The sequence below is a fragment of the Paenibacillus sp. TAF43_2 genome (genome assembly GCF_052113545.1).
Lineage (GTDB): Bacteria > Bacillota > Bacilli > Paenibacillales > Paenibacillaceae > Pristimantibacillus.
On the sequence record NZ_JBFRDK010000035.1, the window covers coordinates 1 to 25,562 of the forward strand.

Consider the following 25,562-nt stretch of genomic DNA (forward strand, 5'->3'; position numbering starts at 1 on the left):
CATATCTAGCAGCAATGTAATCAGCATCGTCCCGAGAGCAGCAGGAGCCAAATAACCCGCATAAGGGGCAGCATCCGTCTGCGTCAACGAAGTAATCTCCATCGTAATAATATTGATCAGAAAGATGAGCCACAACATCAAAAGAGAAGAGTTGTTATATTTGGGCTTAATCCCATTGATACTTCCAGACTGATGCAAATACGCGTAAATGACGACGATAAACATCACAGACATGATTAGYAATCCGAACTGCGGCCAATAAGTCTTACGATCCTGCAGCAGCGAAGAATCAACGAGCAGCTTGTACAATTCAGGAGTAATCGTCTGACCGCGCTTCACGATCAGCTCACCTTCTTTAATTACGACAGGCGGCGTGTTTTGCTTAGCCTGCACTTTAGCCTCGTCCGTCGCTTCCTTATCCAGAAACTTGTTTGGCATGATGGCAAATCTCGCAAGCTCCTGCACAATTTCTCTGCTTGTCCGGCTTGATAGCGAGCTTGCATTAACAAGTTCCGCAACCTGTGTTCGAGCGGTTTCCGCATCACGAAGCTGCTCTACTGTCAGTTTACGCACAATATCCCGAGCTACATCGCGCATCTCGGTTAGCGTTTCTGCTGTTAGATTGGGCATCTTGTAAAAGGTTTCTTCCGGAATGGTGTATTGCTGCTCCTTTGCTATAAGCGCCATTTCCTCAAGCAGCGTGTTGTTATACGTTCCACGGCCTTTATTCAGCTTAACAAAGGTATCAATATACTCCGAATAACGGCCTGGAATTTCATTGCGATAAATATCAATCTTATTTTGCAAGGTTACTTGATCGTCCTGATTCAGCTGCTCTATTCGAACAAAGATTTGGTCGACCAGCACCTCGTTGCGTAGCGGTACTATCGAATAGATGACATCGACTTTCTCGGCTGCATCCTCTTCCGCTTGTCTAGTGGCCTTCTCGTCTTTAATTTGGAAGGGCGCTTTGATGTCCTTCTCGCTTACAGCGCCCTCCTGAATATCATAGGTTTCAGGAACGAGATGCGGAGCTAAGCTGAAATAGAATAGCAGCACAAACATCAACATCAGCACCCAGCGAACGGCTGCACTCTGCTTCCAACCCGCCGTTTTGGACGGCCGCAAGTTCCCTTGTTTTCCGGTCTGGTTTTGGTTCATGCAGCAGACATCCCTTTCTAGGCTTTGTTTTCAGCATCCCAGTTGTAGGCAACAATAATCTTTTGAACGAGCGAATGACGAACGACGTCCTGCTCTGAGAAAAGGATGATGCCAATTTCCTCTATGTCTCTCAGAATCCGCTGAGCTTCAATTAAGCCGGAGTTTTTGCCCCGCGGCAAATCGATTTGCGTAACGTCTCCTGTTATAACCATTTTAGAACTAAATCCTAGTCTTGTTAGAAACATTTTCATTTGCTCAGGCGTCGTATTTTGTGCTTCATCCAAAATAATAAACGCATCATCAAGCGTTCTGCCGCGCATATAAGCAAGCGGAGCAATTTCAATCATACCGCGCTCGAGCGCTTTGACCGTCTGATCAGGTCCAAGCACATCATGCAGCGCATCATACAAAGGACGAAGATAAGGATCAACCTTCTCCTGCAAATCGCCTGGCAAAAAGCCGAGATTTTCTCCCGCTTCTACGGCAGGTCTCGTAAGAACAATTCTTTTTACCGAGCCTTCCTTCAAAGCAGCGACAGCGAGCACAACGGCCAAATATGTCTTACCTGTTCCGGCTGGGCCTATTCCAAACACGATATCCTTCTTGCGTATCGTCTTTACATAATGGCGTTGACCGATCGTCTTTACCCGAATCGGCTTGCCACGGAAGGTAGTTGTAATTTCTTTCTTAAACAAGTCCAACAGCTCTTCTGCCTGCATCGATCTGGCAAGCTCTAGTGCATATGCAACATCACGCTCTGATGGCTTATAGCCCCCGCGAACGAGCTGTAAGAGCACATTGTATAGTTGTTCTAACGAATCAACCTCTTCTACAGGACCTGATATGACAATTTCCGCTTCACGCGATGTAATCGAAGACTCTACTTGCGCTTGAATAAGACGCAAAAAATTATCCTGTGGTCCGAATACTCCAAGTCCTTCCGCTGCGTTGCCGAGCGGTATCTTTACTACTTTCGTTTCAATTTGCAACAATCCTCATTCTCCCTGCATATGGACTAGTGGCATTTCCTTAACGATAGATTGCTCGACTTCAAAAAGAACTTTCATATAAACTTTACCATTGTCCGCCTTTTCATGCAAAACAATTTCATCGCGGATGACTGCGTCGCTGCCTGTTTTAAGCAGCAATTTGGCTTTAGCCTGCAGAATGCCGACGTTCTTCGCTTCTTCTTCAGTAAGCGTGCGGTCTTCCATTCGTGTTTCCATTATGGTCTCCTTCATTCTACCAATTGGCAGCGACCAATTGCGCCAGGATACCTTCTCTTCATGCTTAATCGATTCGGATTTTCCGAAAGCAGAATCACCGTATCCGCTAAGCTGAAGAGCTCTTGAGCCGATGACTGCAAACCATTTCGTCTCTTTATCTCCAGTATACACCTTAACCTGTTGAACAAGCGGTGAAGAAATTTCAAATTCGTACCAAACAAGCCCACGAACATTGCCCTTGGCAACGACAGTGCGTGAATTCATTTCTCCCCCAATCGTTCCCGAGATCAAAATTTGGTCTTTTTTCACCTTCGTATTTTTCCGAACGACGGGCCGTCCCGCCTCCGCTATAATTTCCGTAACAACAGCATCATCAGATGCGACCAGATGTCGAGGGGTATTCAAGGAAGCCTTATCCGGTATGGTTGATTCAACCACTTGAATGATAACCTTTGTCCCCTTTTTTTCCACGCCAACCCAGGTTGAGCCTGGAAGCTTGCGAACAAGCTGCTTGGACAGCACATCAGCATCGGTTAAACGGAATGACCACTGCATAGGATATAAGCCTTCCTCTTTGGCTGCAGCCCGTACTTGATCCTCTGTGAGCTTGACATTGCCTTGCACTTCGATGCTCCAAACAAGCGAGGAGAGCATAAAGATAATCGCAAAAAACAACACGATGCCAGCCGCAAAAAGCTTTCTGCGCTCTGCTTTTACCAGCAGAAAAGGCAAGCCTTTTCGCTTCGTTACATGAACACGACAGCCTGTCTCTTTTAAATACGGACGAAGGCCAAAAAAATCACTGATTGACAGCTCACATTCAAGCAAGCCGCTGCTTGTCCATCTGATGGAAGACAGCTGCAAGCCGCCAGCCAGCGCTCGGTTGACGAGCTGCTCAGGTTGTCCCCCCCGAATATGAATGGTGACCATACCCTTTAACCAATTTGCACCTTGTCCGCTCACGTCCATTCCCCTCCATTACCTCAGCTATTGATAAAGAAAATCGCCTTATCTATTTCATGGAATCAATTGAATATTCGTAATTTGTCCCTCGATAAACACTTCTTCTGTCCAAATGGTGCGGATAACTAGAGAGCTTCCCGTAACCTCCAACTGGCCTTTGCTTAGCGCGAGTCTCAATCGCTCACTAGAGAAATGAACAACACCACGATGGTTCTCGATATATAATTGGCAGTCTCCAATCATTGTTAATCGCGGCAAATCAAATACGACATCATGCGGCATATCAAGCAGCTCTGCTGTCATTTTGCGAAATCTCTTTTTTATGTGGCGCATGTACGATTCTTTGCCTCCTTCAAGGTTTGCTAAAAGTAAAGCAAAGGAATGGCGATTTTCATGTACTGTACCAAAATATGCGAACCGCTCTATAATTATGGCTCCAAAATAAAAAAACCGCCTAAGCGCAGCGCTTAGGCGGTTTAAATTTATTTTCGAAAAGGTTTTTTCGAGCGCGGCGGTCCTAATACTTCGGCCCAAATAACTGCTTTCCGCAAATCATCGGATCGAATGGATGCTGCATTGATGCTCTGGCTTCCATAATTGCGCTGTGCTGCAGCCTGTGTTGTTTCTTTGTTAGCTGCTGCTCTTTGAAGCGCGCGCTGCAGAGAAGCTGTTTGCGGCGCTTCTGCGCTCTCTCTGCTATAAAGCGTCGAATTCATATCAGAAGAACGCTCAACTTCAGTTACAGAGCGATAAGCCGTTCCTCCAGCTGCCTGCGGCGGTTGCGGTTGCGGTCGCTCTACCTCTCGCTCCTGTTCTCCGGACTGCGGGAACAATGAACGCGGCAGCCCTCCGCCGCCAAAGTCAGGCATTTGACCAGGCTTCTTCCTCGCGCCGGATTTGCCGAATACCGAAGCCAGCGCACCCAGTATAACGACTACGATAAATATGTTATTCATCAGAAATTCTATAATATTCAACTTGCCTTCACCTCCAAGGCTCAGTTACGTTGATCCAACTTGATCCAACCAAATAACTGGGCCATCGACTTTATCGGCCGTCTTTAATGTCCGTAGAACTGTCCTGCTTGCCGATAGAGCTGCGCATATGGGTATCCGCTTCGATGTTTTTCAAGTTCATATAGTCCATAACGCCAATTTTCCCGCTTCTAAGCGCTTCAGCCATGGCAAGTGGAACTTGTGATTCCGACTCTACTACGCGCGCTTCCATCTCTACGACTTTTGCTTTCATTTCCTGTTCGTGAGCAACGGCCATCGCACGGCGCTCCTCGGCTTTTGCTTGAGCGATTTTTTTGTCCGCTTCCGCTTGTTCCGTTTGAAGATGTGCACCAATGTTTTTGCCTACATCAACGTCCGCGATATCGATCGACAATATTTCAAACGCTGTACCTGCGTCAAGCCCTTTGCCAAGCACAGTGCGAGAGATCATATCCGGGTTTTCCAAAACGTCTTTATGTGAGCCAGCAGAACCTACAGTCGTTACAATCCCTTCACCAACACGAGCAATAATTGTTTCTTCACCCGCACCACCGACTAGGCGTTCAATGTTGGCACGAACCGTAACACGAGCTTTTACTTTCACTTCAATACCATCCTTCGCAACCGCAGCTACGATTGGTGTTTCAATGACGCGCGGATTAACGCTCATTTGTACGGCTTGTAGTACATCACGACCAGCCAAATCGATAGCCGCCGCGCGTTCGAATATAAGTGGAATGTTCGCACGTTGCGCTGCAATCAACGCATTGACAACCCGATCGACGTTACCGCCTGCCAAGAAGTGACTCTCAAGCTGGTTTATGTTAAGTCCCAGCCCTGCTTTTGTTGCCTTAATTAACGGGTTGACGATTCTGCTTGGTACGACGCGGCGAAGACGCATGGCAACGAGCGTAATAATTCCAACTCTAACGCCCGATGCTAATGCAGATACCCATAGCATAATCGGGAAAAAGCTTAAGAATACGGACAGTACGATAATAACAACGACAGCCAAAATTAAAAAAGATACGATAGGATCCATTTGTTCCAACCTCCATTTGTATATTCGTTTTCTCTATTTTGTTACTTCTTTGACAACGACCCAAGTACCTTCCGCTTTAATGACGGTCACCGTTCGGTTCGTATCGATAAACTCTCCAGAGGTAACGACATCAATTCGCTTGTCATTAATAACAATTGTTCCTGCCGGTCTCAGCGGAGTAATTGTTTTCCCTTGCAATCCGAGCAGTGAATCCTTTATATCCGCAGAAACAAAACCTTGCTCCGTTGTCAGCTTCTCGCGCAATATAAATTTGTTCCAAATACCTCTGGATTTGTTCATTCTAATAAAAATAACGATTAGAATGGTGGCAACAACTAACGCAATGACGATCGAAATGAAAGCCGTCATTGGGTCTGAAGCAGCGGTAACGACTCCTGCTACCAACGCAGCACTGCCGAGCAAGCCCAAAATCCCAAAGCTTGGTACAAACACCTCGATTATGAGCAAGGCTATTCCAATTACGAACAGCACGACCGACTCCATTCCGGCAAATCCTGCAACATAGTGGCCAAAGAAATAAAGGGCAAACGATAATATTCCGACAACGCCCGGTACTCCAAAGCCTGGAATGATCATTTCAATAACGATACCTGCAATGCCAAGTATGAGCAAAATCGTCATAACGATTGGATTGAGCAGCCATCTAGCTGCATTTTCCGCAAGTGACGGAACAACCTCAATTTGTGTTCTGCCTTCCAAGCCCAGCCATTTGACTGCTTCATCAACGTTCGCTGCTGTATGCTCAGAGTATCCGACTTTCTCAGCTTCACTTGCTGACAGGGTAAGAATTTCTCCCTTCAGCTTATCTCTGCCAAGCTTGTCTTTCAGCTCCACCATTGCATTCGGATCCGCCATAGCGACAGCGATACTCTTATCGCGACCCTGCAATCCTGCTGACTCGCTCATTTCAGAGGTCCAATAGGAAATCGTTTTGGGATTATCCTCTAATGTCCCTGAGCCATCCACTACAGCAGCTGCACCAATCGTACTGCCCGGCTGCATGATGATATTATCAGCATTTAAAGCAATATAAGTGCCTGCTGATACGGCTTTCCCCTCTACAAAAGCCGTAGTAGGAATGGCGCTCTCCCTTATAAGATGACCAATTTCCTCTGCGTTTACGACTTTCCCGCCAAGCGTATTAATAACGAGAATCACATGCTCAGCTTTTGCTTCCTCAGCTTCTTTAAAGGCTCGCTCCAAAAAGGATTGAAGCCCCGATTCCACCGTTTGTTTAACGGGAATCACATACACTGCTGGGCCAACTTCATTTGCTGCCTTTGCTTTCTCCCCCGGTGAACCAAATAATGCTGCAAGCGTCACCATTAACACCGCTGCGATCAATGCGATTGGAGTGGCGGACATACTTCTTCGCCATCGATTCATGTGCAAGAAGGTTCCTCCTTTTTTTCATGTTTGCTTTCTACTACGTTTGACAAATGAAAACGTTTCAGGCAGCCTTCTCCACATCATACCATTTACTCTTGAAACGTACAAAAAAACACCCCCGTTAAGGGGTGTTTTGTGAGTCCGTATGTTTAGTTAGTTGAGATGTTGCTGAACGAGCTGATTTACTAGTTTACCGTCAGCGCGTCCTTTTGTTTTAGGCAAAAGGGCACTCATAACTTTTCCCATATCGGCTTTGGAAGAAGCACCGAGTTCATGGATGGTCTGCGTTACTATCTCTTGAATCTCTTCTTCAGTCAGCTGTTCGGGAAGGTATTGACTAATAATTTCAATTTCGACCACAAGACCCGCTACTAAATCATCGCGGCTGGCTTTTTTAAATTCTTGGAGGGAATCTTTACGTTGTTTGATTTCGCGACTCAATATATCAAGCACTTCGTTATCGTCCAATGGACGCTTGAGATCGATTTCCAAGTTTTTCACTGACGCGCGCATCATACGAATAACGGAAAGTTTAAACTTGTCCTGATTCTTCATGGCTTGCTTCATATCATCGGTCAATCTTTCGCTCAGGTTCATTATGGAAGGATCCTCCTAAAACTTTCTCTTGCGCGCAGCCTCAGACTTCTTCTTGCGCTTTACACTTGGCTTTTCATAATGCTTGCGTTTTTTCACCTCAGCTAGAACACCATCTTTAGCGATGGAACGTTTAAAGCGGCGAAGCGCAGCATCAATAGTTTCGTTTTTGCGAACTTTAGTTTCAGACACCAGTTTTCCCTCCCTCCGAAACAGACCGTCCAGAGCTATAACACGGTTTATCAAATTTCATTATATGTCAAACCAAAAGGCAGTGTCAACTTTAGATATCTACAACCCGAGAAGAAAGTTTCGTTCCCCCCAATACATGGATATGCAGATGATAAACAAGCTGTCCTCCGTCGGCATTAACATTGTTGACCAGTCGATAGCCTGACTCCGCAATTCCTTGTTCCTTTGCGATTTGACGAGCTACCGCGAACATCTCGGCTATGACCTCGTCATCTTCATCGGTAACATCATTCATCGTTGCGATATGCTTCTTAGGAATGATAAGAATATGTACAGGAGCAGCTGGCTGTATATCGTGGAATGCGAGAATTCTGTCATTCTCAAATACCTTCTTCGACGGTATTGCACCCTCGATTAATTTACAGAAAATACAGTCCATAGGTTTCACCCCCTATTCGCTTTCCTTACCATATCATACCGAAATTTTAGCCGCTAGTCCAATCATTAAAGATAACCCGCAAAAACTTCGAAGGCGCCCTTCCAAAAAAGCGACTGAATCCAAGCTGCTACTTCGAAATCTCAGCTGATTTTTCCTTCATAACAGCCTGCATCTGTTCAACAAGCCGAGCCCATTCAAGCCCGCTAGACAACCGAATAATTGCAATGCGGCTCTCCCCGATATTTGTATTAAAACCACTCAATATACCTGATATGGTTTCAAACGCGCTTTTTAATCCCTGAATGTACGCGGCATCGGTTTCGTTCAAAGCACCATCATAGTGACCAATCGTTTGCAAGCCTTTGTCGACATCAGTTACATAGGCCAAGGCAAGCTCTTTATTGATTTTTTCCGGCTCTGCGATCACGCTTGCTGCTTCTGCAGTAAATTCCACCAAAGCATGGCCGCTCGCAGCTGCTTGACCTGAAAGAAATGCAATGGCATACCGTTCGTCTAAAGTTTTACTTTGAAGCAAAGCATCCAGCTGCGGAAGCATTTTTTCTACATAATCTTTAGAACCAATCGCTGCTTTAAATATTTTTTGGCCTTTTACATAATTGTTTTCTTGTTTATTTTGTAAAAATTGCGAGTACAAAAAAACATTGCCGATTAAGCTGAATACAAGAATAACGAGAGTTATCGGCAGCGCGATAGAGCGTTTGCCCGTTTGCTGTGGTTCCAACTTCACAGCCTCCTTTTAGATTTGGTTTGTTCTCTTAAGGTGAACGGATTGACCCCCGTCAAAGAAAAAGACATGGCTCTCATCCACTTTTCTCCCGAGAACAGATTCGATTGCTTCGGCATACAGCTCCAGCTGGAAACGATGCCGCTCCGCTGCTTCCACCCATTGCTCCTTATAAATGCGATCCGTCTTATAATCGAGCAGTACGACTCCAGCAGCATCCTCGAACAAGCAATCTATTACCCCTTGAATCAATATCGGCTCATCTAGATCTGAATTCGGATAAACACGTTTAGCAGGGAACATGCAGCTGAACGGAACCTCTCTTCGCACCCAGTCAGCGTTTAACAACCGCTGTCCAAGCTCGCTTCGGAAAAAAGCTGCTACGTTCGGCAAATCAATTGCCTCCGATTGCTTTACCGTTAATAAACGCTGTTCAATCATATGATCAAGCGTTTGTTTAAGCAACGGTTCATCTATTTCCTCAGTGAGGGAGACAAGCTGCATAAGCAAATGATTAACAGAGCCCTTCTCAGCTGCTGTAAGCGACTTTTCCTCCATAAAGGCTGGACGGCGCAGTCGGAACGTATACGATGCTTCTGGAGCAGTTGCAGCTTCTTGAAGATGTGTATTCGCCTGATGCTGATTCAGCTCGTCCAATGGAACAGCATCCTCCTGCTCTTCCGAATATAACCTCTTCATTTCCGTAACCGATGTTTTGGCAGCGAGTGCCGCCGCTTCTTGATGCGGATAATGCCATTCCAACCGCTCACGCAGCTCATCATCTGCTTCTACATGCTCAAGAAGCGATAGTGAAGTAACCGCTTGAAGCCGTTCTTCCTTGTCCTGGTCCTGCAGCTCCGTCTCTGACGCTGCTGCGGCTTCAGTGCCGAATATAGAAGCAGAAACAACACCAGCATGCCAGTTCGGAGCATTATAGTCAGCCAGCTGACTGTCATTGATTTGCCTAGCCGCTAGCGGACCTAGCCAATCGATAAATGTGCGTGCTGCAGCAACCCGGAAATCAGACATTTTACCTGAAGCATCGACGGAAGAAAGCCATCGCTTAAGCTTGGCTTCGGCATCCGCTACAGTCGCGACGAGAAACATTTTTTCCTTTGGCCGGGTTAGCGCAACATACAAAATACGCATTTCCTCTGCTAGCATTTCTTTACGCATGGCTCTTCGGATAGCCAAATAAGGAAGTGTAGGATAACTAATGCGAAGAGCAGGATCAACAAAACGAGGTCCGAAACCGAGCTCTTTGTGTTTCAAGAAGGCACTTCGCACATCCTGCTGATTGAACAGCTTACCTAGACCTGCTACGAATACAACCGGAAATTCAAGCCCCTTGCTCTTATGAATGGACATGATGCGAACGACATCCTCTTGTTCGCCGAGCGCTCTTGCAGTACCCAAGTCACCGCCGCTATCGCGCATACGTTCGATAAATCTTAGAAATCGAAACAAACCGCGGAACGAGGTCGCTTCATACTGCCGAGCCCGGTCATGCAGCGCACGCAAATTCGCTTGACGCTGCGTCCCTCCCGGCAAGCCGCCTACAAAATCGTAATACCCGGTCTCGCGGTAGATTTCCCATAGCAAATTAGCAAGCGAGYCCTGCCTTGCTTCCTCACGCCAGCGATCCAAGCTGTCCAAGAAAAGCGAAAGCTTCCTGCGCGTGTCCTCATCCATAAACAAATCGCCTGCTGCTTGAAGAACCGCATCATAATACGTTGATTTCGCAGATTGGATGCGTATTCTTGCAAGTTCCTCACCGTTTAATGCAAATAATGGCGATCGCAATGCAGCCGCAAGCGGAATATCCTGATACGGATTATCGATAACTCTTAACAAGGAGAGCATCGTCTCGACTTCCGTCGCTTCAAAATAGCCGCTGCTCAGCTCCGCATACGCAGGAATACTGCTTCCTTGAAGCTCCTCAATGATAATTGGCGCCCACTGCTGGGTCGCCCTTAACAAGATAACGACATCCCGCCATTGCATAGGCCGATTCTCACGCCGTTTGCCATCATAAACCTGGAATCCGCTGTCGATAAGAGATTGCAGCTGCTGAGCGATCCAGCGCGCCTCCAACTGCGCCGCCTTTAGCTCGGAAGCTGATTCGAGGAGCGTTCCATTTTCTCCTTGCTCTCCCTCACCCTGTCCCTCTGATGACTCTGAGTTATCGGCATCAGCTGTCTCTTCGTCATCTGCATCCGCTTTATTCAATACGGCAAACTCAACTTGACAACGATCGGCTGGCACTGGATCTGGGTAGGTAGCGCCACATACGAGTTCTGCTCGCTCATCGTAATCCATTTCAGCTACAGTCTCGCGCATGATGGCGCGGAAAACCGCATTCACGCCATCAACAACTTCCGATCGACTGCGAAAGTTGCGCGCCAAATCGATGCGCAGAGCGTCAGACTCATCTATTTCCGATCGCTTGTTCATCTCATGACGAGACAGATACGATTTATATTTTTGCAAAAACAGCTTCGGCTCAGCAAGGCGGAAGCCGTAAATGCTTTGCTTAACATCGCCAACCATAAACCGGTTGCCAGCACCTGGCCGTTCAATTAACGAAACGATTGCTTCCTGCACCATATTCGTATCTTGATATTCATCAAGCAATATTTCATCGAATTGCTGCTGGAATTCAATCGCTGCAATCGAAGGCAGCATTTGCTCTGGTGTAGAAGACGGATCACGCAAAATACGCAAGCAATAATGCTCCAAATCACCAAAATCGAGCATTCCCTTCGCTCGTTTAGCCGCTTCATAGCCTTGGCCAAATTCGATAACAAGCTCGGATAATGCCTTCATCAGAGGAGCAAGCTCCTGAAGCTCTTCCAAAAACTGCTCCGCAGTTCTGCCAAATAACTCATCAGAAAGTGAAGTGATCAGCTTCTTCGCTTGATCGCGCAGCTCCTTCGCCTGCTCCTGAAGGGACTTGTCATATTCATCGCCGCGCATCGCCTTCAGCTTGCCGAATTCGATGGACTGAAAAGGCGCTATCCAACATTCCCAGGGCATGGAATGTACCAGTTCCGAGAGACTTCTAATGATTTGCAAATCATCATCAAAGGTAGCCGCATAAGGTGCTGGGCCAGCAGGTTGTCGTGTTAGCTCTAAGGCTTGGTGCAGCAGCGAGCTCGCTCCTTCTAAAGCCATCTCAATGTCGCCTATTAAACTGACAACCCACGTACTGTTTTGCAGCGCTGCGACATCCGCGATATTAAAGGCATCCGCGGTTTGCCTAAGCCAATATTCAGGCCATGGATGGCTTTGCGCAAAGTCGAACAATTGTTGAACCAGCCTATACAAAGGCTCATCGCCGCGCTCACCGCCATAACGATCGGCAAGCCTTAGAAAAGCGCCGTTGTCGCCAGCCCCTTCATACTTTTGCTCAAATAGCTGATCGAGAACGTCAAGGCGCATTAGCTCGCTTTCGGTCTCGTTTGCAATACGAAAGCCAGGATCAAGCCCGATTAACGGATAGTAACGCCTAATGACGTCCATACAGAACGAGTGTAGTGTCGTAATCGACGCTCTATTCATTAAAGCCAGTTGTCGTCGCAAATGCTCCGAATCGGGTTGCTTTTCCAATTCAAGCTCTAAAGCGTTTCGAATCCTATCCTTCATTTCCGCTGCAGCCGCCTTCGTAAAGGTTGCAACGAGCAGACGGTCAACATCGGAGTTCGCTGATATTTTACGGATGATTCGCTCAACGAGAACGGCTGTTTTACCAGAACCCGCTGCAGCAGCTACAAGGATGTTCGAGCCGCTTGTAACGATTGCATCCCATTGATCATCGGTCCATGTACTATTTTCCGGCTTGGGCGAATCCTTTGCAGTGTGCATCATCCATTACTCCCCCTCTAGCTGCTGCCATATATGTTCCTTAGAAGGTTTGCTCAGCTTCCTATACTCGTTTCCGTCGAACTGAGCATCAAACTGACAAACCGCTTTATAATCGCAATACTGACAAGGTGTTTTTGTTCCGATACGATAAGGCTCAATTGAAACATCACCTGACTGTATCGAGCTGCCAATTCGGCTGATTGTATTTCTGACAGAATGGCGAAGCACATCCCATTGCTCATTCGAGACGACCGAAGAGCTGCTATAAAAGCTTCCATCCCGCTTCAAAGCAACGGGCAGCAGCTCTGAATAGCCAGTGTCAAGCTCGTCGTCCATCAGTCTAACGGTTTCCGAATCAGCCGTAACCAGTCCACGCATTTTGAATCGCTTTAAGAGCTGACCGCTTGCTTCAGCAGGGCTAATGCTGTTGGTCAGCGCCAGAATTGGATTATGCACATGAAAATAAAGTACACCGGCCGGAGAAGCAGGTCGACCAAGCCATGCCGATGCATGTGTAACCAGTACATCCAAATAAGTCAGCATCTGCAGGGAAAGCCCATGGGCGACTTCTTCAAGTCTTAGATGCGTCGAGCTCGATTTGTAATCAAGCACGCGCAGCAGCAGACCTTCCTCCGTTTCTGCAGCATCAACACGGTCGATCCTGCCGATAATCTCTATCTCACCGCCCGCCTCAAGCGGAATGCGGAGTGCAGGCAGCTTCCCATCAGGGCCAAAATCGACCTCGGTCCCTACGGGATGGAATTGCGCCCTTCGCGCATGTTCACCCAGCATAAGCGCTGCTTGGCCAACAATTTCCTTCAGCTTGCGAGCGATATATTGAAAACGACTGCTGCTTAACAAGATTTGTGATTGCAGCTTAGGAACTAAATCATCGACCGTTTGCGAGACGACCGCCTTAAGCTCCGCTTCCGATGTTTTTCCCCAGCGTCCACCAAAGCTCGTCGCCACCTTACTTAGAGCAGCGTGAAACAATTGACCAACATCAGGGGCATCCAGCCGGTAAAGCTTTCTTTCCCTGAGCTTTAAGCCGTGTATCGCAAAATGCTGAAATGGACACGATACGAACCGTTCCATGCGCGATACGCTAACTTGCAGCCTCGCTCCATAAAGCTCTCGTGCTGTATCATTAGAAAGAAACTGCTCTTGGTTCTCATAAGTTAAGGAGCTTGTCAGCAGCTGAAGCTTCTGCTGCCACTCCGGACGAACCGCGTACCAATTGTATAGATCCCACCAGAAAGGCGCAATAACTGCTCCCTGCTGCCATTTCCGAATAGCTCCTATCAAATAGGACATCGTTCTCTGCGGCTGCGATACGAACTTTCTTTGCTCGGACAATGGCAAGCTTGGCGATGGCTCTGCTGCGATACTTTGAACGGCTATGCCCGGGAACAACTGACGGACATGCCTTACAATCTCCGAAGGCAGCAAGCTTTTCCCTTCCTCGTCGGCTTGTGCCCAGCTAAGCCATAAATGCTTGCTTGGCGTGGTCAATGCGTTATAGATCATAAATCGCTCATCAAGCAGGCGCCTGCGCACCCCTGGGGCCATTACGATTCCATCATCAGCCAAACGTTCCCGCTCCGATTCGGTAAGAATGCCGTCTTCTTTCACACGCATTGGCATGATGCCGTCATTTGCACCTAGCACGTAACATACATGTATATGCCCCGACCTTGTTCGGTCCATGCTGCCGATCAATACTTGATCCAGCGCTGGAGGTACCGCAGCAAGCTTCAAGCTGTCAAGCCCCGCCTCAATCATGCCGGCGAACAATTCTGGCGTTACGGTCTGTTTTCCAGCCAGTTCAACTAATTGATCCAAAAGCTGCATGACACTGTCCCAAAGCTGCTTGTGGCTTCTTGCTCTTTGTGTTTTCCCTGCTCCAGTATCTTGAATGCTCCAGCGCTCGAGCTTATCTGCTGCTTCGGATTCATCCAGCAAACGATATAAAGCCTCGCACATCCCTTGAACATTTTCGGCCATATTCAGTGCATCAGAGAAGCGGCGAAGAGGAGGAACAACAACCTCTCTGGCAGCAAGTACGATATTGAATTCACGCTGCGCCTTTTCGCTAATTTTGGTCTCTATATCCTCGTCATCATCAAGTGAAACAGGAACTAACGGATGCCACCGCTTATGGTCAAGCCATTTCCAGCCATCAATGCCTGCAGCGAGCGCATAGTTTTCCAGCATATCGAACCAGTCTCTAGGCAGACTTCCGTCAACCTTGAACAACATTTCCGTCTTAATGCAGCGGAACACCGCATCGTATCGCCAGCCAAACAAGACGGTTTCAATCGCAGACCGAATAAACTCAACCAATGGATGATGGATGGCCTTCTCCTTCTGATCGACAAAATAAGGAATGCCGTAATCAGCAAAGACTAGTCCGATATAGTCGGTATAATCCTCCGCATTTCGTACCATAACTGCAATATCCCGCCAGCGCAGCCCTTCTTTACGTGCTCTGCGAACGATATCGCGTGCAACGGCCTCAACCTCGGCACGTCGATTCGCAGCGGCATGCAGCGATAAGCCGCAGCGTGCATCTTCTGCGTCCAATATCGTTTTGTCAGCAATAAGCATCGGTATTCTCTCGCTATAATGCTTCTCAAGATGAGCAAGCATTGGACTGCTTTTAAACCGAACAGGAGGAATTTCATCTAGCAATATGGGAGAATCGACCTCAACCTCATATTGAGCAGCCAGCTCCATCAGCTTATTGTAGGTTTCGGCTGTTGGATGAAACAGATCCAGTTCATGCGGCAGCTCGCCTATTCCATAAGTTCTATTTAGTGTAAGTGTGACCGTCACCTGAGCGGATGAACCGATCAACGTTCCTAGCGCTTCATATTCCGTTGGCGTAAATCCATAAAATCCATCCACCCATATATGCGCGCCGTTCATAGCAGAGGCATTAGCATAACCATTTTGCAAATAACGCAAATAATCCTCGGCGTCAATATACATGCCCGCGAGTTCCTGCTCCATCTGACTATAAATGAGCTGCAAATCATGCAGCTTGCGCTTTAGCAATGTTGATTGGCCTGCTTCTGCCTTAGAAGCGTCCTGCTTGCCCTGTAAGAGCTCGGAATCTATTCCGTACCTTTTCCACTCTGTTAGAAGCTCTGCAAGCCTATCGATGAATCCAGGCTGTTCCGCACCGTTTTGAAACAGCTCAAGCTGCTTTCCTAGCCGATGTACGATCTTGTAGAGAAGCATATGCTTCCCCGTATCGTTAATCGGAACGAGCGCCGTTCCGCCCGTCTCCTGCATGACCCGAAAGGCAAGGCGCCGAAAGCTAAGCGCCTGTGCCCTGATCGTCCCGTTTAATTCACCGCTCTGCAGCAGCGCATATTCGGTTTGAAAGGTAGCCTGTTCCGGTACAAGCATGACGAGCGGCGGTCCGYCCGGTTGACCTTGCAGTTGCTTTCTTATTTCATTCAAGCAATAGGATGTTTTTCCGGCTCCCGAACGCCCGATGACAAAGCGAAGCGACATGTGCAACTCTCCCGTCTATTCGTTTAAATCAATTATTTGCTTCGTACTTCAAATATTGCGAATTTCAAGTAATGCCCTTCATTTACACCGAGCAGTTGAGGATGATCCTTGCCTGCCGCGCGCCATTCAACCAAACGAAGAAGCTTGCCTGCATCTACAGCCGCTTCTTGGATCGTTTCCAAAAACAGCTCAGGACGCATATGATACGAGCAGCTCGCCGTAACTAAATATCCGCCCTCATTCACAAGCTTTAAGCCTTGTAAATTGATATCTTTGTAGCCGCGGCATGCGCCTGCTACTGCACTTTTCGTTTTTGCAAATGCCGGCGGATCAAGAATAACAACATCCCAGGTCCGTCCCGCTCCGCCTTCCATCTTCTTAGACGTATCCACGCCCCCAAGAGCACGCTGCTTTCTCTCGTCGAGCCCTTTCACTTGAACGCGCAAATAATCGAAAGCGTCTGCGACAACAAACTCGACCCGATCGGAGTACCCGTTGCGCTCAACGTTGCGCTTTGCGGTTTCGATGGCGTGCTCCGAAACATCCAAGCATGTTACTTTCTTGGCGCCATATTTACAAGCATGCAGTGTGAAGCTTCCTGTATGGGCAAAACATTCAAGCACCGATGCACCATCCCAGAAAGGAAAAGTAACCACTTTGCCATTCGCGTTCACCGGCACTAAATCGGATGTACCAGCTGATTTACTTACAACGCTTGCCTCGGTTGGAATAGAGCCTGATTCCAGTGCTTCACGCTCTACGAGATGAATACCGCTCCGGCCTCCCCAGCCTTTCATAAGCGGAGCAATGGCAGCACGGTTTTCACGTTGATCGAAGAAATAGCCTGTTTTCTGGCCTTCAACAATATCAACCTCAAGCTTCAAGCCATTTTCCTCAATTTCAATAATGGATGGGCAATCGCCGTAAAGCACGCCTGTCCGCTCTTCCAATCCTTCAAGCACTCGAACACCTACATCACTGCGCTCATAGATGCCGACAGGCTGAAATACGTCAATCAACGCCTCAATCAACGCTTCTCTTCTTACATCCATTCCAAGAGTCAAAAGCTGAAGCACCAGCACATTGTTGAAACGGTCAACAACAAGCCCAGGAAGAAAATCCGCCTCCCCGTAAACTAAGCGGCAATCGGCATCCGCAACGAAGCGACGGCGATGCTCCTGACACTGCCGAAGGCGATCACGGAAAAAGCCTGCATCCATCGCAGCGATTGGTGTATGTGCAACGATTCTTACTGTAATTTGTGATTTTGGATTCCAATAGCCTGTTGCTAAATAACGTCCTTGATGGTTAACCACATCAACCAAATCACCCGGCTCTGCATCGCCTTCCAAACGATCAATTTCTGTCGCATAGACCCATGGATGTCCTTGCTCCAGCCTCTTTTTCCTTGCTTTTAGAAGAAATATTTTTGGATTGCTCACGTTTATCTCGCTTCCCCTCATTGGACTTGCTAGTCATGCTTGTCTTGCTTGCAGCATATGTATATTTACGAATCAAAAATTGAAATAAATAATAAGGAGTCCAAACCATGGTTCAGACTATACTCATCCCAATGCTGCTTGGGTTTTCTGTTTTCATGTGCGGCATGAAGCTGATGGAGCTGGCGCTGCATCGATTAGCCGGTCCCTATTTGACCGGAATCCTAAAACGATCAACTGCAACCCCAATTCACGGACTAGCAATCGGTACGGTCACGACTGCTTTTCTACAAAGCAGCACAGCCGTAACGGTTATTGCCATTGGAATGGTCAATGCCGGCTTGCTTACATTCCCGCGTACACTAGGCATAATACTCGGTACGAATATTGGCACCTGCATAACGACAGAGCTAATCGGTCTAAATTTAAATAAACTTGCCGTTCCCTTGCTCATCCTCTCGATCGGAATGTGGCTGGCAACGGCTTTACTAGGAGAATTACGTCTGTTTCCTGCTGTTCGGAACGCGCGCTGGCTTCCAGCAGTTCGTTCGACCTCTGTCGTGCTGTGCGGCTTCGCTCTGCTCCTTACTGGAATGACGATGATGCAAGGCGTAGGCTCTGCCGTCCAAGACAGCCCCATGTTCAGCTGGTTTCTTGGAAAAGCAAATGAGAGCTTATGGTGGGGGCTCGCAGCGGGTGCGCTTCTTACAGCTGCTGTTCATAGCAGCGCAGCCGTTATTGGTATCATTATGGGTTTCGTATCTATAGGCGCAATGCCCATTGAACTTGGTATCGCCGTCGTTCTCGGCGCTAACATCGGGACTTGTGCGACAGCATTGTTAGCCTCTATAGGCGGGACGAAGGCCGGGCAGTATGTGGYATGGTCGCATGTCATCTTAAACGCTGGAGGCGCATTGCTGTTTATGCCGTTCATCGGCGAGCTTGCGACGATATCGGAATGGATATCCTCGTCTGCAGCAGGGCAAATCGCTCATACGCAAACGATTTTCAACATTCTAAGCTCATTGATCGCTCTGCCATTTTGTTATCTGCCCACATTTAGGCGCCTTGATCCCGTTACTTAGCACTAATCCGTTTGCAAACCAAGCAGCTGGAATGCTCCTGCAACGATGCGATGATTGTTATCGTAACCGGATTGCTTTTGACGTCTCCAAGCTTCCCCAGGCTCAAACCAATCGACCCCGCGGATCTCTTCTACTTGCGCATGCAGAGATCCTCCAACAGCCTCAACTAAATAATAATGAACCTCTTTATCGACCATCCCGAAGGCTTCATGCTCATATTTATATTTAATTTGATCAATCGGAGCGATGATCACCCCTTCAAGACCTGTTTCTTCGACGATTTCACGCAAAGCGGTTTGTTCAATCGTTTCGCCGGGCTCCATTTTTCCTTTTGGCAGCGAAACTTTTCCGTAACGATCCTGAATGAGCTGGATTTGCAGTTTTCCTTCCTCGGTGCGGCGATAAACGACACCGCCTGCTGAAATTTCCTTCATGTCCGTTTCCCCCTTGCAGCATTAAACAGATTGTATATGCAGCAAAGGATTCCTCCATCTTTTCCACAAAAGGAATCGATAAGCAAAGGAATCCCCGCATTTTGTCAAGCTATAGCTAGGCTCTTATCGCTTCCGGACGCTCCAGCACGAAGGTGTGCTGCTCCATGCTGCTCGCTGCGGCAGGATGATCTTCCATCACGCGAACAAGCTTGGCGCGGCATTCGTTGACGCCTGCTTCCGTGATTTTCACTCGGCAAAGCTTGCCGATCAGCGATTCTGTGCCGTCGAATACGACCTGGATATAGTTATCCGTATAGCCCATAACAAGTCCAGTACCCGGGGCACCCTTGTAATCGCGCTCTGGGATAACATCGAGAACATGGCCAACGTACTGCTCTGCGTACGCAAGCTGCATTTTCTCAGACAAATCAATTAGCTTATGCACGCGCTCATTTTTCACTTCTTCATCCACTTGCTCGTCCATTCGAGCGGCAGGCGTACCTGTGCGTTTTGAATAAGGGAACACATGCATTTCAGCAAATTTCAAATCTTCCATGAAGCGGAAGCCCTCTTCGAACATTTCTTCCGTTTCTCCAGGGAAACCGACAATAACATCCGTTGTAATGGCAACGCCAGGCATTGCCTCGTGCAATCTTTTAATTTTTGCTGCGAATTCTGCAGTCGTATATTTACGGCGCATCCGCTTTAATACGGAGTCTTCACCTGCTTGGAGTGGAATATGCAGATGGCGGCACATTTTGCTGGAACGGTTCAACACATCAATCATCGCATCGTCGATTTGACTTGCTTCGATAGAACTAATTCGAATGCGCTCTAGTCCTTCTACCTTGTCCAAGTCCCATAGCAGACTTGTTAAATTGTAATTTTCCATATCATCGCCATAGCCGCCAGTGTGAATGCCCGTCAGCACAATTTCCTTGTAGCCGGATGCAACGAGCTGTCTAGCTTGCTCTAGCACGCTTTCTGAAGCACGGCTGCGGGATAAACCGCGTGACCATGGAATAATACAAAACGTACAGAAGTTGTTGCAGCCCTCTTGAATTTTCAAGAACGCACGCGTCCGCTCCGAGAAGTCCGGTACATTCAGTTCCTCAAAGTCGCGAGTCTTCATGATGTTGCGGACGGCGTTAACCGGCTGGCGATCTTCGTGAATTTGATTCACAAACGTCATAATTTTCTCCCGGTCCTGTGTCCCGATGACAAGATCAACGCCTTCAATAGCCATAATCTCTGCTGGAGAGGTCTGAGCGTAACAGCCCGTGACCGCAATGACAGCATCGGGGTTGCGACGAACAGCCCGTCTAATAATTTGACGGCTCTTCTTGTCTCCCGTATTGGTTACCGTACATGTATTAATTAAGTAAACATCAGCAGTCGATTCGAAATCGACCTGTTCATAACCTTCGTTTTTAAATAGCTGCCATATCGCTTCTGTATCATAGAAGTTTACTTTGCAGCCCAGCGTATAAAATGCGACTGTTGGCATAGTTGTTACGCTCCTCCCATTTCTCCGGATTCATATAATAAGCAGGTTAATCCTACGATGCCCGCTGTTTCCGTTCGTAATATTCTTCTGCCTAGTCCAACCAGCACAGCACCAGCTGCTTCTGCCTCGTCCGCTTCACGATCCGTGAAGCCGCCCTCAGAACCAATAATGAGCAGCACTTTCGGCGAGCTCACTTCGCCTGCTTGTTCGGTCCATTCGTTAATCGCTGTGCGAACGCCTCTGCCATGGGCAAGATGTCCTTCACGCTCATAACAAAATAAAACCAAATCGTAATTGGACATAGACTTTATGAGCTCACGCCAGCTATGCAGCGGCTCAATCGCCGGAACACGGTTGCGATGCGCCTGCTCTGCCGCTTCCTTCGCAATTTTACTCCAACGCTCTATGCGCTTTGCTTCCTTTTTTGCATCATATTGAACGACCATGCGCTCGGACTGAAAGGGAACAAATGCATAAGCGCCGATCTCCGTTCCTTTCTGTATCACAAGCTCCATTTTGTCGCCTTTAGGCAAGCTCTGAGCGAGCGTTATTGCCCATTTCGGCTCACTATCATTGCCTAGCATCTCAACAATTTCTGCTGTTACGAGTGTTGCAGATGCTTCAAGCACAGCGACAAGCGCCGTGCGCGACTCCCCATCGCTGACAATAAACTTATCGCCTGGCTTCGTGCGCATAACCCTTGCGGCGTGATGCGCATCGTCGCCGATTAGGCGGATTTCAGAGTCGCTAAATTGCTCCGCCGCTATGAAATATCGTTGCATGATCTTTTTCCAACCACCCTTAAACAAATTCCATCCTTCATAATAACATGTTTGTCTTCACTAAATCTATCAGAAACCGTTGCCAGCAGCCTGCGAACGGCCGCCTAGCCTCTATAAGAAAATCTGGTAAACCCACTTAAACGTATTGTTCATTAGATCTGCGCCTAACCCAAGTACAGGATCAAGTGTTACTTTACGAAGCGGTGGAATAAATACGATTAATAAAAAGATAAACATTCCCCACTGTACATTTTGATCCATTTTGTAACGAAGCTTTAGCGGCAACAGATCTGCGATGATCCGGTAGCCGTCAAGCGGAGGAAGCGGAATAAGGTTAAAAATAAACAACAAATAATTATACCAAATAAAATAATCAAAAAATCGATGTACAGCTGCATCCACACCGACAGATGCTCCGCTTAAAATATCTGAAGCCAAAATCGCAACATAAATAAAAATGCTTATCGTACCCATGAGCAAATTGCTTAACGGTCCTACTGCGGTCACTACAATGCTCATCATTCTCGGGCTTTTGAATTTGCTTGGATTTACCGGTACGGGCTTCGCCCATCCAAATCCGGCAATGAGAATCAACAGCGTCCCTAGCACATCCAAATGCACACGCGGGTTTAGGGTTACACGTCCAGCATTATAAGCAGTATCATCACCGAATTTATAAGCGCTGTAAGCATGAGCGAACTCATGCACGGTAAATGCAATAATTAAAGCCAATACGATAAATGGCAAATCCTCCAGCGGAAATCGCAAAAAGCTTTGCAAGTCCATTAAATCACCTGTGGCTTTCTCGCTACGATTGCGATCCAATCCTCATCGCGGCGCTTCTCAATAATTTCAAATCCATGACGAATCAATCCTTCTTCTACATCGGTTTCTTTATTTTTGTAAATGCCGGAAGCAATATAAATTCCGTTTGGTTTTAATGCCGCATATACATCGTCCACAAACATCAGGATGATTTCTGCCAAAATGTTAGCAACAACAAGATCTACAGGCACGGTAACTCTGAAAGCGCCATTCGCAGCTGCTTGTTCTCCTCCAGCAGATTCTTCCTTAATTACACCAAGCAAATCGCTAAGCCGCACTTCAACTTTCTCGGAAAGATTGTTTAGCGACACGTTCTCTTTGGCACTGGAAACAGCGACGGGATCAAGGTCAACTGCAAGTACGCTCTTCGCGCCCAGCAGACAAGCTCCAATAGCGAGTATTCCCGAGCCTGTGCCGACATCAATGACTTCTTCTCCGCCGCGAATGACAGACTCGAGCGTTTGCAGACACAATGAGGTGGTTGGGTGTGTCCCTGTTCCAAAAGCCATTCCTGGATCCAGCTCGATTATGCGCTCATCCGGACCTGCTTCATACTCTTCCCAAGTTGGCTTAATCGTTAACTTATCTGAAATGCGAATCGGCTTGAAATATTGCTTCCATGCAGTAGCCCAATCCTCGTCATCTACAGTTGCAACGATATATTCTACAGTTCCGGGATCAATATCATATTCACGAAGCTCTTCTACACGAGGTCTAATCGCTGCAACTAGCGCATCGGTATCGGTGTCTTCTCCAAAATAGCCCTTGATGATCGCTTGGCCTTCTGGAATATCGTTAAGCGGCGTTTCGTACCATTGTCCAAATGATGTATCACGCTGTTTGCTGAGTGTACCCGATTCTTCAATGGATACGCCTCCTGCTCCCATCTCATGCAAAAAGTTGGATATCATCTCTTGCGCCTCTTCAGTTGTAGAAATTGTAAGTTCAAACCATTTCATATGTAATATCCTCCAATGCCAATCGTAAACGGCTATCGCCGACCGCGGTCGACTAGACAAGCGTTTCGCTTTAAAAACCTAACATCTATTGTACACCAGAGTAGTGCCTTTGCACAAAAAAATGACACAAGAGACCGACTGCTGTATTTATGCTACAATCGTTACGGAATCTGGAAGAGGATAATTACAATTCCAGCAAGCTTTTTATCGTCGGGAGGTTTACTGCAATTATGTCACCTAGAAATATTGAAAAAGATCAGAAGCTGCGTGATGAGCGGCAGCGACAATACTAGAAGCAGCGATGCATGTTATAGCACGGCGAGGTTTGGCAGCAACCAAGATAGCTGATATTGCTGCAACGGCCGGCATTAGCGTTGGCAACGTTTATAAATATTTTCGCTCAAAAGAGGACATATTCCAAGCGCTGGTAGAAAGCGGCCAAAAAGAATGCATAGAGTTGATGTTGACGAAGCTTTGCTGCTTGGCACAAGAATCATAACGATGCAAGGCGCCCCTGGCAGAATTGAGCTGGATTTGGCAAATCCGCTAACGAAACGAACTGAACCATTCGCTGCGGTTCGAAAGCATAACAAGTACAGCGAATGGCGTGACATTCTCGTCCAATCGCTGCGCCCTGCACAGTTGGAGCTTCTAGAAGCTGCTCATATTTAATGGTCTAACGAATGAAAGGGACTGAAGGCTATACTAGCCCGCAGTCCCTTTTTTTGTTTAAGTAATATTTGTATTTGCGTTGCCGCCCATTTGTTTAATAAGATGAAGCGCTCGTTCGGCGACATCATCATCTACGGTTGCCGTCAGCAATCCGCTGTCAATCAACCCGTTCACTTCAATTGCACGCAGCGCTTGAAGCTTCCGCATCGTCTCCTGAGCAGCACCCTCACCCTCGAAGGTCGCTTGGATTTCAATATGGCTCATTATGCCTGCTCGTTGCGCTCATCAGCTGCAGCTGCACGCTGAGCAGCTTTGCGATCCGCTTCGTCTGCAAGCTCTTCAGAAAATTCCACATCTTCGTTTTCGCCTACAGGCAGGTTGCCAAAGTTTGTTTTCTCCAAGCTGTTATTGTTGTTGTTATTGTCTGTCATCGTATTAGTTCCCTCCGGTTGTGTGTTGATGTATGGTTTTCCTACCCGAATAGAGTATGTTTATCCACCGTATTCTATACAGCCGCGGGAAGAAAAAAAAAAAAAAGACGTGCCGGGTTATTCACCGCGGAACGCCTTTTTCATTTTTTCGAATATAGATTCATGATGTTCTTGATCATTCGATACGGAATCACCGCTTAGCCCGCCAAACTGACGAAGCAGGTCCTTCTGATCATCCGTCAAGCTCGTTGGTGTTACGATAGTAACCTTCACATGCTGATCGCCTTGACCGTATCCACGCAGCTTAGGAACACCTTTGCCTTTGAGTCTGAAGTAAGTGCCTGTTTGTGTGCCAGCTGGCACCTTGAGCTTCACTTTCTCCGTTAACGTAGGAATCTCAATTTCATCGCCAAGTGCTGCTTGCACGAATGTAAGCGGAACTTCGCAATAAATATCATCGCCTTCACGTTCAAAAAACTCATGCGGCTTCACACGGATAACAATATACAAGTCGCCCGCAGGACCGCCGCGAAGACCGCCTTCACCCTCGCCAGACATACGGATTTGAGCTCCGTCATCTACGCCGGCTGGAATACGGATGTTGATTTTGCGTTGACGCTTCACTTTACCCGCGCCATGGCAAGTTGTACATTTATCTTTGATTACGCGGCCTGTGCCGCTGCAATTCGTACAAGCACGACGGTTGACCATACGGCCAAATGGCGTATTTTGAACAACCTCCTGCTGTCCGCTGCCCTTACAAACCGAACAGCTCTCCGGCTTCGTGCCCGGCTTAGCTCCATCACCATGACAGGTATCGCAAGTTTCTGTTCTAGGAATCGTAATCTCGGTTTCTTTGCCGAATACTGCTTCCTTAAACTCAACTGTCATTGTATATTGCAGGTCGTTTCCGCGCTGCGGTGCATTCGGATCACGACGGCCGCCTCCGCCGCCAAAAAACATGTCGAAAATATCGCCGAAGCCTCCGCCGAAATCAGCGCCGCCTCCGCCGCCCATACCTTGGTTTGGATCAACATGGCCGAACCGGTCATACGTTGAACGTTTTCCATCGTCACTTAGTACATCGTAAGCTTCTTTAACTTCCTTGAACTTCGTTTCTGCATCTGCAGCTTTATTTACATCGGGATGATATTGACGTGCTAGCTGACGGTATGATTTTTTAATATCGTCTGCTGATGCATCCTTGCCAACACCAAGAACCTCATAATAATCGCGTTTGCTTGCCACCTGTTCTCACCTCCGCTATATATCCTA

Annotated in this window: 25 protein-coding genes and 1 pseudogene; 4 read left to right on the forward strand and 22 right to left on the reverse strand. The window is 47.5% G+C overall.

The window, feature by feature from the left end; genetic code table 11:
* The 14 genes and pseudogenes from AB4Z17_RS10205 to AB4Z17_RS10270 all read right to left on the reverse strand — a co-directional run.
* Window positions 1-1,161, reverse strand: a pseudogene (locus AB4Z17_RS10205) (metal-dependent phosphohydrolase); the annotation flags it as partial.
* Window positions 1,162-1,178: 17 nt separating this feature from the next.
* Window positions 1,179-2,150 (reverse strand): PhoH family protein, encoded by a 972-nt coding sequence (locus AB4Z17_RS10210; RefSeq protein WP_054026960.1) that lies wholly within the window; start codon window positions 2,148-2,150, stop codon window positions 1,179-1,181.
* A gap of 6 nt (window positions 2,151-2,156) precedes the next feature.
* Window positions 2,157-3,350, reverse strand: a complete 1,194-nt coding sequence (yqfD, locus tag AB4Z17_RS10215; RefSeq protein ID WP_441910443.1) for a sporulation protein YqfD — start codon at window positions 3,348-3,350, stop codon at window positions 2,157-2,159.
* 54 nt (window positions 3,351-3,404) lie between these two features.
* Window positions 3,405-3,683 (reverse strand): sporulation protein YqfC, encoded by a 279-nt coding sequence (gene yqfC, locus AB4Z17_RS10220; protein ID WP_076266890.1) that lies wholly within the window; start codon window positions 3,681-3,683, stop codon window positions 3,405-3,407.
* 149 nt (window positions 3,684-3,832) lie between these two features.
* Entirely contained in the window at window positions 3,833-4,327 is a 495-nt protein-coding gene (locus tag AB4Z17_RS10225) for a hypothetical protein (protein ID WP_441959635.1), read from the reverse strand.
* A gap of 70 nt (window positions 4,328-4,397) precedes the next feature.
* Window positions 4,398-5,387, reverse strand: coding sequence for a flotillin-like protein FloA (gene floA, locus AB4Z17_RS10230; RefSeq protein ID WP_076266888.1), 990 nt, complete (start codon window positions 5,385-5,387; stop codon window positions 4,398-4,400).
* A gap of 33 nt (window positions 5,388-5,420) precedes the next feature.
* Window positions 5,421-6,794 (reverse strand): NfeD family protein, encoded by a 1,374-nt coding sequence (locus AB4Z17_RS10235; RefSeq protein ID WP_441959662.1) that lies wholly within the window; start codon window positions 6,792-6,794, stop codon window positions 5,421-5,423.
* Window positions 6,795-6,950: 156 nt separating this feature from the next.
* Window positions 6,951-7,394 (reverse strand): GatB/YqeY domain-containing protein, encoded by a 444-nt coding sequence (locus AB4Z17_RS10240; protein ID WP_076266886.1) that lies wholly within the window; start codon window positions 7,392-7,394, stop codon window positions 6,951-6,953.
* Between the two features lie 15 nt (window positions 7,395-7,409).
* Complete coding sequence (gene rpsU / locus AB4Z17_RS10245; RefSeq protein WP_005547957.1) at window positions 7,410-7,583, reverse strand: 30S ribosomal protein S21; 174 nt, start codon at window positions 7,581-7,583, stop codon at window positions 7,410-7,412.
* A 91-nt stretch (window positions 7,584-7,674) separates the two neighbouring features.
* Entirely contained in the window at window positions 7,675-8,022 is a 348-nt protein-coding gene (locus tag AB4Z17_RS10250) for a histidine triad nucleotide-binding protein (RefSeq protein ID WP_076266885.1), read from the reverse strand.
* A gap of 127 nt (window positions 8,023-8,149) precedes the next feature.
* On the reverse strand, window positions 8,150-8,764 hold the full coding sequence (locus tag AB4Z17_RS10255; RefSeq protein ID WP_441959637.1) for a hypothetical protein: 615 nt from the start codon (window positions 8,762-8,764) through the stop codon (window positions 8,150-8,152).
* Window positions 8,765-8,779: 15 nt separating this feature from the next.
* Complete coding sequence (gene addA, locus AB4Z17_RS10260) at window positions 8,780-12,634, reverse strand: helicase-exonuclease AddAB subunit AddA (protein WP_441959639.1); 3,855 nt, start codon at window positions 12,632-12,634, stop codon at window positions 8,780-8,782.
* A 3-nt stretch (window positions 12,635-12,637) separates the two neighbouring features.
* Complete coding sequence (gene addB / locus AB4Z17_RS10265) at window positions 12,638-16,153, reverse strand: helicase-exonuclease AddAB subunit AddB (protein WP_441959641.1); 3,516 nt, start codon at window positions 16,151-16,153, stop codon at window positions 12,638-12,640.
* A gap of 32 nt (window positions 16,154-16,185) precedes the next feature.
* Window positions 16,186-17,595, reverse strand: coding sequence for a class I SAM-dependent rRNA methyltransferase (locus tag AB4Z17_RS10270; protein ID WP_441959642.1), 1,410 nt, complete (start codon window positions 17,593-17,595; stop codon window positions 16,186-16,188).
* A gap of 107 nt (window positions 17,596-17,702) precedes the next feature.
* On the opposite strand from AB4Z17_RS10270, the gene AB4Z17_RS10275 reads away from it, so the two are divergent.
* Window positions 17,703-18,677 carry a Na/Pi cotransporter family protein gene (locus tag AB4Z17_RS10275; protein WP_441959643.1) on the forward strand — a complete coding sequence of 325 codons (975 nt, stop codon included), beginning with the start codon at window positions 17,703-17,705 and terminating at the stop codon, window positions 18,675-18,677.
* Window positions 18,678-18,679: 2 nt separating this feature from the next.
* Here the strand turns inward: AB4Z17_RS10275 and AB4Z17_RS10280 are convergent, their stop codons facing one another.
* From AB4Z17_RS10280 to prmA, 5 genes are all read right to left on the reverse strand, one after another.
* Window positions 18,680-19,111, reverse strand: coding sequence for an NUDIX hydrolase (locus tag AB4Z17_RS10280; protein ID WP_076266880.1), 432 nt, complete (start codon window positions 19,109-19,111; stop codon window positions 18,680-18,682).
* A 115-nt stretch (window positions 19,112-19,226) separates the two neighbouring features.
* The gene (gene mtaB / locus AB4Z17_RS10285) at window positions 19,227-20,618 is read right to left on the reverse strand and encodes a tRNA (N(6)-L-threonylcarbamoyladenosine(37)-C(2))-methylthiotransferase MtaB (RefSeq protein WP_441910450.1); all 1,392 of its coding nucleotides are present in this window, start codon (window positions 20,616-20,618) and stop codon (window positions 19,227-19,229) included.
* A 5-nt stretch (window positions 20,619-20,623) separates the two neighbouring features.
* Window positions 20,624-21,400: an RsmE family RNA methyltransferase gene (locus AB4Z17_RS10290; RefSeq protein ID WP_339203463.1), complete on the reverse strand. Its 777-nt coding sequence runs from the start codon at window positions 21,398-21,400 to the stop codon at window positions 20,624-20,626.
* Between the two features lie 111 nt (window positions 21,401-21,511).
* Complete coding sequence (locus AB4Z17_RS10295) at window positions 21,512-22,225, reverse strand: site-2 protease family protein (protein WP_441910451.1); 714 nt, start codon at window positions 22,223-22,225, stop codon at window positions 21,512-21,514.
* Window positions 22,186-23,184, reverse strand: coding sequence for a 50S ribosomal protein L11 methyltransferase (gene prmA / locus AB4Z17_RS10300; protein ID WP_441910452.1), 999 nt, complete (start codon window positions 23,182-23,184; stop codon window positions 22,186-22,188). Before prmA ends, AB4Z17_RS10295 begins: the two co-directional genes overlap by 40 nt.
* A gap of 149 nt (window positions 23,185-23,333) precedes the next feature.
* Here prmA and AB4Z17_RS10305 point away from each other — a divergent pair, with 149 nt between their 5' ends.
* Genes AB4Z17_RS10305 through AB4Z17_RS10315 form a run of 3 tightly spaced genes read left to right on the forward strand, consistent with a single transcriptional unit; the run spans window position 23,334 to window position 23,856 of the window.
* Window positions 23,334-23,477: a hypothetical protein gene (locus AB4Z17_RS10305; protein ID WP_441959645.1), complete on the forward strand. Its 144-nt coding sequence runs from the start codon at window positions 23,334-23,336 to the stop codon at window positions 23,475-23,477.
* Between the two features lie 8 nt (window positions 23,478-23,485).
* A complete protein-coding gene (locus tag AB4Z17_RS10310; RefSeq protein WP_441959647.1) occupies window positions 23,486-23,683 on the forward strand; it encodes a TetR/AcrR family transcriptional regulator in 198 nt (65 codons plus the stop codon).
* Window positions 23,632-23,856 (forward strand): hypothetical protein, encoded by a 225-nt coding sequence (locus AB4Z17_RS10315; protein WP_441910453.1) that lies wholly within the window; start codon window positions 23,632-23,634, stop codon window positions 23,854-23,856. The genes AB4Z17_RS10310 and AB4Z17_RS10315 overlap by 52 nt, the downstream gene beginning before the upstream one ends.
* A 57-nt stretch (window positions 23,857-23,913) precedes the next feature.
* Here the strand turns inward: AB4Z17_RS10315 and AB4Z17_RS10320 are convergent, their stop codons facing one another.
* The 3 genes from AB4Z17_RS10320 to dnaJ form a co-directional block, all read right to left on the reverse strand.
* Window positions 23,914-24,120, reverse strand: coding sequence for a hypothetical protein (locus tag AB4Z17_RS10320; RefSeq protein ID WP_441959649.1), 207 nt, complete (start codon window positions 24,118-24,120; stop codon window positions 23,914-23,916).
* On the reverse strand, window positions 24,120-24,287 hold the full coding sequence (locus AB4Z17_RS10325) for a YfhD family protein (RefSeq protein WP_441881057.1): 168 nt from the start codon (window positions 24,285-24,287) through the stop codon (window positions 24,120-24,122). The genes AB4Z17_RS10320 and AB4Z17_RS10325 overlap by 1 nt, the downstream gene beginning before the upstream one ends.
* A gap of 117 nt (window positions 24,288-24,404) precedes the next feature.
* On the reverse strand, window positions 24,405-25,535 hold the full coding sequence (gene dnaJ, locus AB4Z17_RS10330; RefSeq protein WP_076266874.1) for a molecular chaperone DnaJ: 1,131 nt from the start codon (window positions 25,533-25,535) through the stop codon (window positions 24,405-24,407).
* Window positions 25,536-25,562: the final 27 nt, after the last annotated feature.

Coding starts and splice junctions, on each gene's coding strand:
- yqfC (WP_076266890.1), bottom strand. CDS start 3,683: ATGCGCCACATAAAAAAGAGATTTCGCAAAATGACAGCAGAGCTGCTT.
- floA (WP_076266888.1), bottom strand. CDS start 5,387: ATGGATCCTATCGTATCTTTTTTAATTTTGGCTGTCGTTGTTATTATC.
- AB4Z17_RS10235 (WP_441959662.1), bottom strand. CDS start 6,794: ATGAATCGATGGCGAAGAAGTATGTCCGCCACTCCAATCGCATTGATC.
- AB4Z17_RS10240 (WP_076266886.1), bottom strand. CDS start 7,394: ATGAACCTGAGCGAAAGATTGACCGATGATATGAAGCAAGCCATGAAG.
- AB4Z17_RS10250 (WP_076266885.1), bottom strand. CDS start 8,022: ATGGACTGTATTTTCTGTAAATTAATCGAGGGTGCAATACCGTCGAAG.
- AB4Z17_RS10280 (WP_076266880.1), bottom strand. CDS start 19,111: ATGAAGGAAATTTCAGCAGGCGGTGTCGTTTATCGCCGCACCGAGGAA.
- mtaB (WP_441910450.1), bottom strand. CDS start 20,618: ATGCCAACAGTCGCATTTTATACGCTGGGCTGCAAAGTAAACTTCTAT.
- AB4Z17_RS10290 (WP_339203463.1), bottom strand. CDS start 21,400: ATGCAACGATATTTCATAGCGGCGGAGCAATTTAGCGACTCTGAAATC.
- prmA (WP_441910452.1), bottom strand. CDS start 23,184: ATGAAATGGTTTGAACTTACAATTTCTACAACTGAAGAGGCGCAAGAG.
- AB4Z17_RS10305 (WP_441959645.1), top strand. CDS start 23,334: ATGCTACAATCGTTACGGAATCTGGAAGAGGATAATTACAATTCCAGC.
- AB4Z17_RS10310 (WP_441959647.1), top strand. CDS start 23,486: ATGCATGTTATAGCACGGCGAGGTTTGGCAGCAACCAAGATAGCTGAT.
- AB4Z17_RS10315 (WP_441910453.1), top strand. CDS start 23,632: ATGCATAGAGTTGATGTTGACGAAGCTTTGCTGCTTGGCACAAGAATC.
- AB4Z17_RS10320 (WP_441959649.1), bottom strand. CDS start 24,120: ATGAGCCATATTGAAATCCAAGCGACCTTCGAGGGTGAGGGTGCTGCT.
- AB4Z17_RS10325 (WP_441881057.1), bottom strand. CDS start 24,287: ATGACAGACAATAACAACAACAATAACAGCTTGGAGAAAACAAACTTT.